Origin of the sequence: Saccharopolyspora antiqui, from assembly GCF_052246905.1 — a bacterium.
Lineage (GTDB): Bacteria > Actinomycetota > Actinomycetes > Mycobacteriales > Pseudonocardiaceae > Saccharopolyspora.
This window is the reverse complement of the sequence record NZ_JBQQBO010000001.1, coordinates 974,817-987,958: the sequence shown is the minus strand read 5'-3', so window position 1 is coordinate 987,958 and position 13,142 is coordinate 974,817. Positions and strand designations below refer to the sequence as shown.

The 13,142-nt window shown below is 68.6% G+C and carries 11 protein-coding genes; 5 read left to right on the top strand and 6 right to left on the bottom strand.

Going from position 1 to position 13,142, the window contains the following annotated elements; genetic code table 11:
* Nucleotides 1-35: 35 nt before the first annotated feature.
* The 3 genes from ACTWQN_RS04260 to ACTWQN_RS04250 all read right to left on the bottom strand — a co-directional run bounded on the left by ACTWQN_RS04260 (nt 36) and on the right by ACTWQN_RS04250 (nt 3,725).
* Nucleotides 36-527, bottom strand: coding sequence for a GNAT family N-acetyltransferase (locus tag ACTWQN_RS04260; protein ID WP_443201971.1), 492 nt, complete (start codon nt 525-527; stop codon nt 36-38).
* 135 nt (nt 528-662) lie between these two features.
* A complete protein-coding gene (locus ACTWQN_RS04255; RefSeq protein WP_443201970.1) occupies nt 663-2,063 on the bottom strand; it encodes an Nramp family divalent metal transporter in 1,401 nt (466 codons plus the stop codon).
* A gap of 261 nt (nt 2,064-2,324) precedes the next feature.
* The gene (locus ACTWQN_RS04250) at nt 2,325-3,725 is read right to left on the bottom strand and encodes an Nramp family divalent metal transporter (RefSeq protein WP_443201969.1); all 1,401 of its coding nucleotides are present in this window, start codon (nt 3,723-3,725) and stop codon (nt 2,325-2,327) included.
* A 188-nt stretch (nt 3,726-3,913) separates the two neighbouring features.
* Here ACTWQN_RS04250 and ACTWQN_RS04245 point away from each other — a divergent pair, with 188 nt between their 5' ends.
* Both ACTWQN_RS04245 and ACTWQN_RS04240 read left to right on the top strand, forming a co-directional pair.
* Complete coding sequence (locus ACTWQN_RS04245) at nt 3,914-4,339, top strand: DUF4383 domain-containing protein (protein ID WP_443201968.1); 426 nt, start codon at nt 3,914-3,916, stop codon at nt 4,337-4,339.
* A 339-nt stretch (nt 4,340-4,678) separates the two neighbouring features.
* Nucleotides 4,679-7,042 (top strand): xanthine dehydrogenase family protein molybdopterin-binding subunit, encoded by a 2,364-nt coding sequence (locus ACTWQN_RS04240; protein WP_443201967.1) that lies wholly within the window; start codon nt 4,679-4,681, stop codon nt 7,040-7,042.
* Nucleotides 7,043-7,105: 63 nt separating this feature from the next.
* Here ACTWQN_RS04240 and ACTWQN_RS04235 read toward each other — a convergent pair whose 3' ends face one another.
* A complete protein-coding gene (locus ACTWQN_RS04235; RefSeq protein ID WP_443201966.1) occupies nt 7,106-7,642 on the bottom strand; it encodes a CGNR zinc finger domain-containing protein in 537 nt (178 codons plus the stop codon).
* Between the two features lie 76 nt (nt 7,643-7,718).
* On the opposite strand from ACTWQN_RS04235, the gene ACTWQN_RS04230 reads away from it, so the two are divergent.
* Nucleotides 7,719-8,537, top strand: a complete 819-nt coding sequence (locus ACTWQN_RS04230; protein ID WP_443201965.1) for an alpha/beta fold hydrolase — start codon at nt 7,719-7,721, stop codon at nt 8,535-8,537.
* 199 nt (nt 8,538-8,736) lie between these two features.
* On the top strand, nt 8,737-10,074 hold the full coding sequence (locus tag ACTWQN_RS04225; RefSeq protein WP_443201964.1) for an MFS transporter: 1,338 nt from the start codon (nt 8,737-8,739) through the stop codon (nt 10,072-10,074).
* Here the strand turns inward: ACTWQN_RS04225 and ACTWQN_RS04220 are convergent.
* On the bottom strand, nt 10,060-11,217 hold the full coding sequence (locus tag ACTWQN_RS04220) for a MalY/PatB family protein (RefSeq protein WP_443201963.1): 1,158 nt from the start codon (nt 11,215-11,217) through the stop codon (nt 10,060-10,062). The two genes, ACTWQN_RS04225 and ACTWQN_RS04220, sit on opposite strands and share 15 nt — an antisense overlap.
* Before the next feature lie 183 nt (nt 11,218-11,400).
* Nucleotides 11,401-11,889, bottom strand: coding sequence for an NUDIX hydrolase (locus tag ACTWQN_RS04215; protein WP_443201962.1), 489 nt, complete (start codon nt 11,887-11,889; stop codon nt 11,401-11,403).
* A 188-nt stretch (nt 11,890-12,077) separates the two neighbouring features.
* Here ACTWQN_RS04215 and ACTWQN_RS04210 point away from each other — a divergent pair, with 188 nt between their 5' ends.
* The gene (locus ACTWQN_RS04210; RefSeq protein WP_443201961.1) at nt 12,078-13,094 is read left to right on the top strand and encodes a DNA polymerase IV; all 1,017 of its coding nucleotides are present in this window, start codon (nt 12,078-12,080) and stop codon (nt 13,092-13,094) included.
* The last annotated feature ends 48 nt before the right edge of the window (nt 13,095-13,142 follow it).

Sequence of the window (13,142 nt, the reverse complement as noted above, 5' to 3'; positions counted from 1 at the left end):
CTTTCGGGGCGTGCGCGCTTCAGCGGATCTGCTGGTCACCGTAGTTTCTTCGCGAACCAGTGGTCGGCGTAGGGGCCGCTGTTGTAGGCGGGGATCTCGTGGAAGCCGTGTTTGGCGTACAGGCTGCGGGCCTCGACGAGGTCGTGGCGGGTGTCCAGGCGAATCGACTGGAAGCCGAGGTCGCGGGCGTGCGCTTCGACGGCGGCCAGCAGCCGGGCGCCCAGGCCGAGACCGCGCGCCCGCGGTCTGACGTACATCCGCTTGAGCTCGGCGACACCGGGTTCGAGCTCGCGGATCCCGACGCATCCGAACAGCTCGGCCCCCTGCTTGGCCAGCAGGAACACGCCCTTCGGCGGGTGCAGGCCAGCGTTGGGATCTTCGGCTATCGCCGCGTCGATCTCGGCGTCGGTCGCGGGGCGGCCGTAGTACCGGCTGGCCATTTCGTCGGTGTACTCGCGCAGCAGTCGCAGGGCGATGGGCTCGGCCACGCCGACCGGCGCGATGTCGTAGGAGCTGTGCTGGTCCACGACGTGATTCTCATCCGCCTGTCCAACGGATATTCGCCCTCGGGCTGGCCACCACGCGGAAGATGATCCACGCAGGAGTTAAGAGTGAGGCGCACCCGTGACCAACTTACTGGGTCACGGGTGCCCCTCACCTGCTCAGCCGAAGGAGACGCCGACGACGTTCAGGAGGGTGTAGATGCCGAGCAGGGTGATCGCGATGCTGCTGATCACCAGGATGGTGTTGAACAAGCGGCCGCCGTGCAGGCGCTTGTCGACCTCCTTGTTGCGGAGGTACCAGGTCGCGATGACCACCGCTGGTAGGAAGATGCCGGTCATGATGCCGCCGATCTGGACCATGACCACCGGCGAGCTGACGAGCAGGTAGGTCGCGCCCCACAGGATCGGCAGCGCCACCGTGAAACCGCGGATCCACTTCTGCCGGGACCGCGCGTTCGTCCAGTCCACCACGTGCAGTTCCGCGAGGACGTTGGTGTACATCCGCGCCCAGCTCGGGATCGCCGCCCACAGGGTGGAGCCGAGCACCGCGATGGCGCCGATGAGGAAGGCGATGGCCGCCCATTCGCCGATGACGTCGGTGTACATCTGCGACAGGGTGGTGATCATCTCGTTGCCTTCGAGCACCAGCCCCTGCGGGTTGAGCACCGCGGCACCCATCACGAAGAACGCCAGGGTGCTGAAGGTGTAGATCACCCAGGACAGGAAGACGTCCTTGTACATCACCCTGATCCAGCCCTGCGCGCGCTGCCGCCACTGCTCGGTGTCCTCGGCCGGGCCGACCCAGCGGGCGTAGCCCTTCTCCAGGCACCAGTAGGTGTAGAAGGTGATCTCGTCAGCGCCCACGCCGGTGATGCCGAACATCGCGATAGCCGCGCCGATGGCGCCCGCCGGGATGCTGAAGGTGAGGCCGCTGAGCAGGTCGCCGCCGGTGTAGCCGAACGGCGTGAAGGGCAGGCCGAGCGCGATGACGACGGTGGCCACCGAGAACACCGCCACGAGCGCGAAGGCGCCGCGTTCGATCAGGCTGTAGTTGTTCGAGTACAACAGCGCGATGCTGCCGACCACGATGATGATCGTCCACACCGTCAACGAGGTGAAGCCGAGCGGGTCACCGCCGACGGGTATCAGCATGCTGAAGGCAGCCGCGGTGCCGCCGACGATGCCGCCGACCTGCAGCAGCTTGGACAGCGCCATGAACATCCACAGCAGGTTGATCCAGCCGATCCGGCCCAGCCGCGGTGGTACCTGGTTGAACCCGGTCAGTGCCGGTTTGCCGGTGATGATCGTCCAGCGGGCCAGTTCGGCCTGCACCGCCACCTTGACGGCGGTGGAGAGGATGACCATCCACAGCAGGGCGAAGCCGACTTCCGCGCCGAGCGCGGTGGTGGCGATGAGTTCTCCGGACCCGACGATCGATGCGCTGACGATCAGTCCCGGGCCCAGGTACCGCAGGCTTGCTTTCCAACCCTTGGGTGGTTCCTTGATGCCGTCCGCGGTGAGAACGTACGGATCGTCGCTGGTCGCGACGGATGTTCCCATCGGGCACTCCTTTGTGCTGAGCGGGAGTTTTTTCACATTTGTGAAGTATGTCTTATGGATGTGAAAGCTACAGTTGCGAACGGGGCCGGTCAACGGGCGATACCGAGCCGAGACGCAGCGCGCCGACCGTAGGCGGAACCATAGGACCCACGGCTCGTGATCGCGACGTGTCGCAGCACGCCTTTCGAACTCGTCTCGGCAAACGGCCGCGCCACTGCGGAGCACCACGCCACTGCGAAGCACCACGCCACTGCGAAGCACTCAGCCCACGCCGAGGCCGAACACGTTGAGGACGGTGTAGATGCCGAGCAGGGTGATCGCGATGCTGCTGGCCACCAGGAGGCCGTTGAACCAGCGGCCGCCGTGCAGGCGCTTGTCGACCTGGGTGTTGCGCAGGTACCAGGTGGCGATGACCACGGCGGGTAGGAAGATGCCGGTCATGATGCCGCCGATCTGCACCATGACCACCGGTGAGCTGATGAACAGATAAGCGGTGGTCCACAGGATCGGCTGCAACGCGATCAGCACCTTGATCGAGCGCCGCCGAGCGGGAATGTCGTTCCAGTCCAGGAAACCGACGATCGAGAACAGGTTGGTGTACATCCGCGCCCAACTCGGCAGGCCCGCCCAGAGGGTGGAGCCGAGCACCGCGATGGCGCCGATGAGGAACAGCGTGCTCGCCCACTCGCCGAGCACGTCGGTGTACATCCGCGACAACGTCTCCATCAGGCCGTTGCCTTCGATCACCAGACCCTGCGGGTGCAGGACCGCCGCACCCATGAGGTAGAAGGCGAGGGTGCTGAAGGTGTAGATGACCCAGGACAGGAAGGTGTCCTTGTACATCACCTTGATCCAGCCCTGGGCGCGCTGCCGCCACTGCTGGCTGCCGTCCGGGGGACCGGACCAGCGGGCGTAGCCCTTCTCCAGGCACCAGTAGGTGTAGAAGGTGATCTCGTCGGCGCCCACGCCGGTGATGCCGAACATCGCCACCGCCGCGCCGATCGCACCGGCCGGAATGCTGAAGGTGAGTCCGGTGAGTACGTCGCCGCCGCCGTAGCCGAAGGGCGTGAACGGCAGACCGAACGCGATGGCGACGGTGACCACCGAGAACACCACCACCAGCAGGAAGGCGCCGCGCTCGATGAAGCGGTAGCCGCTGGAGTACAGCAACGCGATGCTGCCGAGCGCGACGATGATGGTCCACACCGTGATGGACGTGCTGCTCATGGGGTCGCCGCCGACCGGGATCAGCAGGCTGAACGCGACCGCGGTGCCGCCGATGGTGCCACCGGCCTGCAACAGCTTGGACAGGGCCAGGATGATCCACAGGACGTTGATCCAGCCGATCCGGCCGAGTCGCGGCGGCACGTCGTTGAAGCCCGACAGCGCGGGTTTGCCGGTGCAGATGGTCCAGCGGGCGAGCTCGGCCTGCACCGCGACCTTGACGGCGGTGGACAGGATCACCAACCACAGCAACACGAATCCGGCTTCGGCACCGAGTGCGGTGGTGGCGATGAGTTCTCCGGAGCCGACGATCGAAGCGCTGATGATCAGCCCCGGGCCCAGGTAGCGCAGGCTGGCCTGCCAGCCCTTCGGCGGCTCCCGGACGCCGTCCGCGGTCAGCAGGTATGGATCGTCGTCAGGCGCGACAGTCGTTCCCATCGAGCACTCCTTTGTGCTGATGTGCTGACCCCGCGCCAAGCCGGATCGCGCGGAGTTCCCAGGGTTTTCACATCCGTGAAGCAGCCGCTTGATCAGTGAAAGTACCGCCGCGTCGGGCCCGGGTCAACGGCGCTGGCGGCAGGTTTTCGATCGGTCGGCGGCGGGCACTCCAGCTGCGGAGGTGCTCGATGGTTCCCCGGAACCCGTGGCCGCTGGTGCTCGCCGCGGAAGGTCTGGTGCTGATCCTGCTCGGCCTCCTGGGACTGGCCAACGCCGGTTGGCGCGCTTCGGACGACGTCGCGGTGCTGGTGATCTTCGAGCTCAACACCACGCACAGCATCCTGCTGCTGGTCGCCGGGGTGCTGGCGCTGGTCGCCGTGCGGTGGCGGCGTGGCGTGGTGGTGTTCGCGGCGTCGCAGATGGTCGTCGGGGTGCTGCTGTTCGTCTACGGCACGGCGGAAAGCACCGCCGGTGAAGACCGAACGCCGTTCTCGCTGGATCCGGCCGAGAACTTCCTGCACGCGGGCCTGGCCGTGCTGGGCTTCATCATCCTATGTGGAGTGACGTCGGCGCCCAGCCCGACCGAGTCGCATCGGGCCGCCACCGGTCATTGAGGTGGAATCGGGCAAGCCGGGCACGGTTCCCGGTTGGTGCGGGCGACAGAGTGTTTTGTCCGAGGGGGCGGCGCTGTCGCATTCGACAGGACGTGTTCAACTGGCCCCATTCACCAGGCCCCAATCGACAGGCCCCATTCAAAAGGCCCCATTCAAAAGGCCGGAGTGGACTGGTTCCGGCTCGACGATCATGCGCCGGTGCGGCCCGGCCGGTTTTCCGCGCAGGACCGGCCATTATTGTCGGTGGCGCGGGAATTTTTACCGGATGTTCGTTGTTGGTCCTCGGTCGCAACGGGTTTTCTGGTGCTTGTCGACGGCTTGACGGATAGGGTTTCGAACATGGTGGGTTCATTGCTGGGGACCGAGGTCCAACGGGTCGAAGACCCGGAACTGCTCCGCGGTCGGGGCACCTACGTCGGCAACCTCGACTTCGAGGGCTTGGTGCACCTCGGATTCGTCCGCTCGCCAGTGGCGCACGCGCGGCTGACGGGTGTCGACGTCAAGGCGGCCGCTGCCGCGCCGGGCGTCATCGCGGCGTTCGCGGCGGGAGATCTGGACATTCCAGTCGCGCCGCCGTTCGTCGTGCTCAACCCGGACTGCGAACGCCCGCCGCTGGCCACCGACCGGGTTCGGTTCGTCGGTGAGCCGGTCGCGGTGATCGTCGGCGAGAGCGCCGCCGCCGTCGCCGACGCGATCGAACTGGTCGATGTCGACTACGACCCGCTGCCCGCTGTCGCCGATCCGGAACGCGCCCTGGACTCGGCGTCCGAACCGCAGTTCCCGGAGCTGGGCTCGAACGTGGCCGCTGGTTACCGCGATGCTGCCGGTGCGGATGTGCTGGCCGGTGCGGACGTGGTGGTGCGGGCCCGCATCGAGAACCAGCGCGTCGCGGTGGTTCCGCTGGAGGGCAACGCGATCGCGGTAGAGCCGGGCGGTCCGGACCAGGAGTACGACGTGACGGTGCACGTCTCGACGCAGATGCCGCACGGCTTGCGCGATGGCGTGGTCAAGGCCTTCGGCTGGGCCCCGGAGCGGGTGCGGGTGATCTCCCCGCACGTCGGCGGCGGGTTCGGCGGCAAGGCGGGGATGATCTCCGAGCACGCGGTGGCCATCGCGGTTGCCCAGCACCTGGGGCGGCCGGTGCGGTGGGTCGAGTCCCGGTCGGAGAACATGCAGGCCATGCCGCACGGGCGGGCCCAGGTGCAGTACGCGGAACTGGGCTTGCGCCGCGATGGCAGCATCGTCGGGCTGCGTTGCCGGGTCGTCGGCGACGCCGGTGCCTACGCGGGCTTCGGCGGCGCGCTGGCCATGGGCCCGACGCGGATGATGTCGCAGGGCGTCTACCGGATCCCGAAGATCAGCTACGACGCGGCGGCGGCGCTGACCAACACCACGCCGGTCGGCGCGTTCCGCGGCGCGGGACGGCCGGAGGCCGCGGCGATGTTGGAGCGGCTGATGGATCTGGCCGCGGCCGAGCTGGACGTGGACCCGGTCGAGCTGCGGCGCAGGAACTTCCTCGCGCCGGAGTCCTTCCCATACCAGACGCTGGTGGGCGCCAGCTACGACAGCGGCGACTACGAACGTCCGCTCGCCGAGGCGCTGCGGCTGGCCGACTACGACGCGCTGCGGGCCGAACAGGCGCGCCGCATCGCCGCGGGCGAGCACCTGCTGCTGGGCATCGGGGTGAGCGCCTACGTGGAGATCACCGGTGGCGGCGCGGGGGAGTACGCCGAGGTCGAGGTGCACGAGAGCGGCGCCCGGATCAAGGTCGGCACGTCCGGGCACGGGCAGGGGCACGCGACCTCGTTCGCCATGATCGTGGCCGACACGCTGGGCATCCCGATGGAGTCGATCGAGTTCCTGCAGTCCGACACCGCGCAGGTGCCGCGCGGTGGGGGAACCGGCGGGTCCCGGTCGCTGCAGCTCGCCGGTAGCGCGGTGCAGGAGGCTGGTGCGGCGGTGCTGCAGAAGGCCAAGGAACTGGCCGCGTCCCGGCTGGAGGCGTCGGTTGACGACATCGAGCTGACCGACGGCGGCGAGCTCGGCGTGGCCGGGGTGCCGAGCGCGAAGGTGGCCTGGGCGGAGCTCGCCCGTGCGGCTGCCGACGACGGCGATCGGCTGGCCGCGAACATCGACTTCGCCCCGGCCGGTGCGACGTTCCCGTTCGGCGGGCACGTGTCGGTGGTCGAGGTGGACGTGGAGACCGGTTACGTCCGCCCGCTGCGGCACATCGCGGTGGACGACTGCGGTCGGGTGCTCAACCCGCTGATCGTGCGCGGCCAGCAGCACGGTGGTGCGGCGCAGGGCATCGCGCAGGCGTTGTGGGAGCAGGTCACCTTCGACGCCGACGGCAACCCGGAGACCGGCACCCTCGCCGACTACACGATCCCGTCGGCGGCGGACCTGCCGTCGTTCGAGACGGCGAACACCGAGACGCCGAGCCCGTACAACCCGTTGGGCGCCAAGGGAATCGGCGAGTCCGCCACGGTGGGTTCGACACCGGCGGTGCAGAACGCGGTGGTCGACGCGGTGAAGCACCTCGGGGTGCGGCACATCGACATGCCGGCCACTCCGGAGCGGGTGTGGAACGCGATCCAGGCCGGTAGCGGCGCGACGTACTGGCAGGAGCCGCCGGCGGCGTTCGACACGCTGCCGGTGCGCCCCGAGGACGCCCCGGACGAAGCCGACGAAGCCGTGGTGTGACCTCTGGAAGTCCCCGGTGAGGGGCACCCGTGACCCAGTTACTTGGGCACGGGTGCCCCTCACTCATTTCACGATCTTCTTGCGGCGGGTTCGGTAGGTGCGCATCTTGTGGCGTGCTCCGCAGATGTCCATGCTGCACCAGATGCTGTTGTTGCCGGGTGATCGGTCGTAGAACAGCCAGCGGCAGTCGTCGGCGTGGCAGACCTTGAGGCGCCCCGACTTCCCGGCCAGCCCGTCGACCGCCAGGGTCGCGATGAGCCGACCGATCAGGCGCTCGACCGGGGTGCCGTCGGCCACCGGGATCAGCACGCCGCCGTCCTGCCACTGCGGCGGCCGCAGGAGGCGGCGCGCGTAGTCGTTCAGCCCTGCGGAATCGGTTCCGGCGAGGTGTTCGCGGATGGCTTCGCGCGCTCGCCCCAGCTCGCCACGAGCGGATTCGTCCAGCTCGTCGGCGACGTCCTGCCGTTCGTGCTCCCGCAACCACGCCTGCGTGCTCGCCAGGTCGGCGAAGGCGTCCTCGTCGTAGAGGAACCGCGCGGAATTGCCGAACGCCTCGACGGATGCCAGCTCGCCCGGAGCGGCTGGTCGGTTGTACGCCACGAATCCAGTTTACCGGCATCTCGATTCTGATGGTAACGTTACTTGTAGGATCTCGGAGCCGGTAACGGAGGTTGGGATGGACTGGGAGCTGCCGGAGCGGCACGAGACGCCGTGCGGAACCGTTCGCTGGGCGAGCCACGGACAAGGGGATCCGGTGGTGCTGCTGCACGGGACGCCGTTCTCGTCCTACGTCTGGCGGGACATCGCCGGTGCGCTCAGCGCCCGGCACCAGGTGTACGTCTGGGACATGCCGGGCTACGGGCAGTCCGAGAAGCGGGACGGGCAGGACGTCTCGCTGGGCGCCCAGCAGGCGGTGTTCACCGATCTGCTGCGGCACTGGGGGCTGCGCGGCCCGGCGGTGATCGCGCACGACTTCGGTGGCGCGGTGGCACTGCGATCCACCCTGCTGGACGGTGTCCACTATGGACGACTGGCGCTGGTCGACGCGGTGAGCGTGCGGCCCTGGGGTTCGGAGTTCTTCCGCCTGGTGCAGGACAATTCCGAGGTCTTCGCGGCACTGCCGCCACACCTGCACGAGGCGCTGGTCCGCCGCTACATCACGACGGCGGCGCACCGCGAACTGCGCGGCGAGGTGCTGGACGCGCTGGTCGCGCCCTGGCTCGGCGAGGTCGGACAACCGGCGTTCTACCGCCAGATCGCCCAAGCCGACGAACGCTACACCCGCGAAATCGAGAACCGCTACGACGAAGTCGACTGCCCAGTCCTGATCGCCTGGGGCGACCAGGACCAATGGCTACCAACCGACCGCGCCGAACAACTGGCCCAGCGGATCCCGCACGCCCACCTGACCTGGATCGACCAGGCCGGACACCTAGCCCAAGAAGACAACCCAGCCCGCCTAACCGCCCTACTAACCGACTTCCTCAACGGGTGACCAACCCGGCACAAGGACGAGTGAAGGGCACCTTCGACCGACTATGCCGGTCAAAGGTGCCCTTCACTCTTAACCCGAACGGGGCCGGGGGTGGTGGGTGGTGAGGATGCCCACTATGCGGGATTGGAGTCTCGGTTGGTGGTCGGTCGGCGGTTAGAGTGCCTTAGCCCATTCGTGTTATCGAGGAGGTCATGGCGCCATGGCTGTCGGTCATGTCCCAGCACCGGGAGTGCGGGGTTCCGGATCGTCGGGGGATCCCGTTCCGCGGAACTCGACTCGACAGGTCGTGCTCGCCAGCCTGGTAGGAACCTCTATCGAGTTCTACGACTTCTACGTGTACGCCACCGCCGCGATCCTGGTGTTCCCGCACCTGTTCTTCCCCTCCGGTGACCCGACTGCCGCGACACTGCAGTCGCTGGCGACCTTCGCTATCGCCTTCGTGGCCCGCCCGGTCGGCTCCGCGCTCTTCGGCCACTTCGGGGACCGGATCGGTCGGAAGTCCACGCTGGTCGCCTCGTTGCTGACGATGGGCATCTCCACCGTGGTGATCGGCCTGCTGCCCGGTTACGAGCAGATCGGTGTCACGGCGCCGCTGCTGCTGGCGCTGTGCCGGTTCGGGCAGGGCCTGGGGCTCGGCGGCGAGTGGGGTGGTGCCGCGCTGCTGGCCACCGAGAACGCGCCCGCGCGCAAGCGGGCCTTCTTCGGCACGTTCCCGCAGTTGGGCGCGCCGATCGGATTCTTCTTCGCCAACGGGCTGTTCCTGGCGCTGTCCGAGGTGATGGACGACGCGACGTTCCAGGCCTGGGGCTGGCGGGTGCCGTTCCTGGTGTCGGCGGTGCTGGTGGTCGTCGGCCTGTGGGTGCGGCTGAGCATGCACGAGACCCCGGTGTTCGCGAAGGTGGTGGCGCGCAACGAGCGCGCGAAGGTGCCCTTCACCCGGGTCTTCCGCGGCGACTTCAAGGCACTGGTGCTCGGCACTTTCATCATGCTGGCCACCTACGTGCTGTTCTACCTGATGACGGTGTTCTCGCTGTCGTTCGGCACGGACAAATCCGGCCTCGGCTACCCGCGTTCGTCGTTCCTGGTCATGCTGCTGGTTGGGGTGGTGTTCTTCGGCCTGACGGTTCCGCTGGCCGGGTGGCTGGCCGACCGCTTCGGGCGGCGGCCCACCCTGATCCTCACCACCATCGCGATCATCGTGTTCGGCCTGCTGCTCGGACCGTGGTTCGGTGCCCAGTCCGAGGTGGCGACGGTGTCGTTCCTGATCGTCGGGCTCGGGCTGATGGGCATGACGTTCGGGCCGATGGGCGCGATGCTGCCGGAGCTGTTCCCAACAGCGGTGCGCTATACCGGCGCCTCGGTGTCCTACAACCTCGCCAGCTTGCTGGGTGCCTCGGTCGCTCCCTACATCGCGACCTGGCTGGCCAGCTCCTACGGGCTGGGCTGGGTCGGGGTGTACCTGGCGGCGATGGGCGTGATCACGCTGATCGCGCTGTTCGCCAGCCGGGAGACCCGCGAGGCGTCAATCGAGAACTGATCCCAGCCGCGCCAGCATTTCGTCGAGCAGCGGCAGCGAAGTCGCGTGGTTGAAGCGGACGAAGCCTCGTCCGGCCGCCGAGCCGAGCGGGGCGAAGTCCGTTCCCGGGACGACCCGGACGCGGGCCTCGCGCAGCAGCACCTCGGCGGGGTTCGGGCCGAGCTCGCGGATGTCCAACCAGGCCAGGTAACCGGCCTGGCCGCGATGCCACCGGACCTGCGGATGCTCGTCCACCCAGGCCCGCAGCCGGTCGCGGGTGCGATCCAGGTAGCTGCGCACTGCCGTCAGCCAACCGCCGTCGTCGCGCCACAGCGCGGTCGCCACGGCGATCCCGGGCACCGAGGCGTGCTTCTTCTCGTGCGGCGACATGGTGTCGAGGATGTGCTTCGTGGCCTCCTGGCACACCAGCACGGCGGACTTCAGCCCCGGCACGTTCCACCCCTTGGACACGCTGGTCACCGTGACGGCGTGCGAGGCGGCCGATGCGCTGACGGCGGCGTACGGGACGAAGTCGGCGGAGCGCAGCGGAGCGTGCACCTCATCGCTGATCACGAAGGCACCGTGCCGATCGGCGAGTTCGGCGATCGACCGCAACTCGGCGGGCGACCACACCCGGCCGGTCGGGTTGTGCGGATGGCAGAGCAGCACCGCCCGCGCTCCGGCGGCGAGCGCGTCGGCGACCGCGTCGAAATCGATCTGCCAACCATCCGGCGTGTCCACCAGCTGGCATTCCCGGATCGGTCGGCCCAGGTGCGCCAGCATTTCCAGGAACGGCGGGTACGCCGGGGTCAGCACCACGACGCCGTCGCCGGGCGCGGTGAGTCGGCGCACCGCCGCGTCCAGCCCGGCCATCACATCGGCGACGGGCGAGACCAGCGCCGGATCGACCTGCCAGCGCTGCTCCCGGGAAACCCAGTCGCCGAACGCCTTGAGGTGCTCGTCGATCACCGGGTAGCCGAAGTCGGAGCGCGCCACCAACTCCCGCAGCACGTGCCGCGCTACCGGACACAACGGGTAGTCCATCTCGGCGACCCAGGCAGGCAGCACGTCGGGATCGACCAGGGACCACTTCTGCGAGCTGCGCAACCGCAGCTCATCGACGCGCAGGGCATCGAACTCGGCGTGCAGCTCCGCAATGGTCATCTTCGCGATTATGCGGGCGCCAGCACGCCTTGGCGAGGGCCGATTCGCGCCCGGTGGCACGCACAATTCGTTGGCACGCCTGGGCTTCCCCGGTCAGACGATGGGCAGTGTGCGCTAGATCTCGGCTTCGGACCAGGTGTCGACCACGATCTTGTCGCCAACGGCCGTCGCGCCTGCCGCAGGTCAAACCTGTTGCGGCAGGCGGCCGGTGCTCCGCAGCAGGTCGAGCAGGCGGTCGACGAACGCCGCTTGGGCCGGGTTGAGCTTTTCGCGGGCGGTTTCCGGATCGCACCACAGGGCTCGGTCGACCTCGGGGAAGCTCTGGCGGCGGCCGGATTTCGGTGGCCACTCCACCTCGAACTCGTTGCTGCGCAGGGTGGCCGCGTCGAAGTCGCCCTCGGTGGCCCAGGCGGTCACGAGCTTGCCGTTGCGCAGCTTGACCTCGCCCAGCGGCGAGAGGTCGTGGTCGGTCAGCGGCATGCCGGTCTCCTCGGCGAACTCGCGGACCGCCGCCGATCGGGCGTCCTCGTCCGGCTCGTACTCGCCCTTCGGCAGCGACCAGGCGCCCGCGTCCTTCTTCCGCCAGAACGGGCCGCCCGGATGCACCACCAGGATCTGCGGCTCGTCGTCCTCGATCTTGAACAGCAGGATGCCAGCGCTTCGTTTGCCCATCCCGCCAGTGTCGCGCACCGGCGACGTCGTCGCGGTACCGGCGGTCGACCGAGCCGCTGGAGATGTCCTATGTGGAATGTCCTCTCGGCTGCGGCCGGTGGCGGTTGCTCCAGGTGGGCGCGGCTGGCGGGTGGCCCGCTCTGGCGGAAATCGCAGAACACGTCGATGCTGGCAGCGTGGAGCGGGTCGTGTTGCACGTGGATCTCGATCAGTTCATCGTCGCGGTCGAGCTGTTGCGCCACCCCGAGTTGCGGGGCAAACCGGTGCTGGTCGGTGGCTCCGGCGACCCGAAGCAGCGCGGCGTGGTGGCCGGGGCGTCCTACGAGGCGCGCGAGTTCGGGGTGCGCTCCGGCACACCGCTGCGCACCGCGGCGGCCCGCTGCCCGGCGGCGGTGTTCCTGCCCGCCGACCGCGAAACCTATCTCGCCGCCTCCGCAGATGTGATGGCCGCGCTGCGGGAGGTCGGCGGCATCCTGGAAGTCGCCGGTTGGGACGAGGCGTTCATGCTCGTCGACACCGACGATGCCGAGCTGACCGCGCGCTCGGTGCAGCACCACGTGCGGGAGCGCACCGCCCTGGCGTGTTCGGTGGGCATCGGCGACAACAAGCTGCGGGCGAAACTCGCGTCCGGGCTGGCCAAACCGGCTGGCGTCTTCCGGCTCGACATGTCGAACTGGGTCGAGGTGATGGCCTCGCGGCCGACGGAGGCGTTGTGGGGAGTGGGTTCGAAGACCGCGAAGAAGCTCGCGACGCGCGGTATCGCCACCGTCGGTGACCTGGCGCGAACGCAGATGGCCGACCTCGCCGGTGATTTCGGCCCCAACATCGGACCCTGGCTGGTGGCGCTCGCGCACGGCTACGACTCGACGCCGGTGACCGACGAGCCCTACCAGGCGCGCTCGCACGGCCGCGAGGTCACCTTCCAGCAGGACCTGCGCGACACCGCTGAAATGCGCTCGGAGATCACCCGCCTCGCGCACGTCGTCGCCGACGATCTCGCCGCCGAGGACGTCCTGGCCCGCCGGGTCGTGGTGAAGGTGCGCGACTCCCGCTTCGCCACCCACACCCACGGCGTGTCGCTGGGAACCTGGACCCGCGATGCGGCGGCCATCGAGCAGGCGGCCCAAGTCGCCCTCGACCGGTTCCCGCTGGACCGCCCGGTGCGCCTGCTGGGCGTTCGCGCCGAAATCGCCCGCTCCGGTTGACCGAAGGCGATTTCGCGCGAAATCGCCGGATCCCACGCGTGGCGGGCG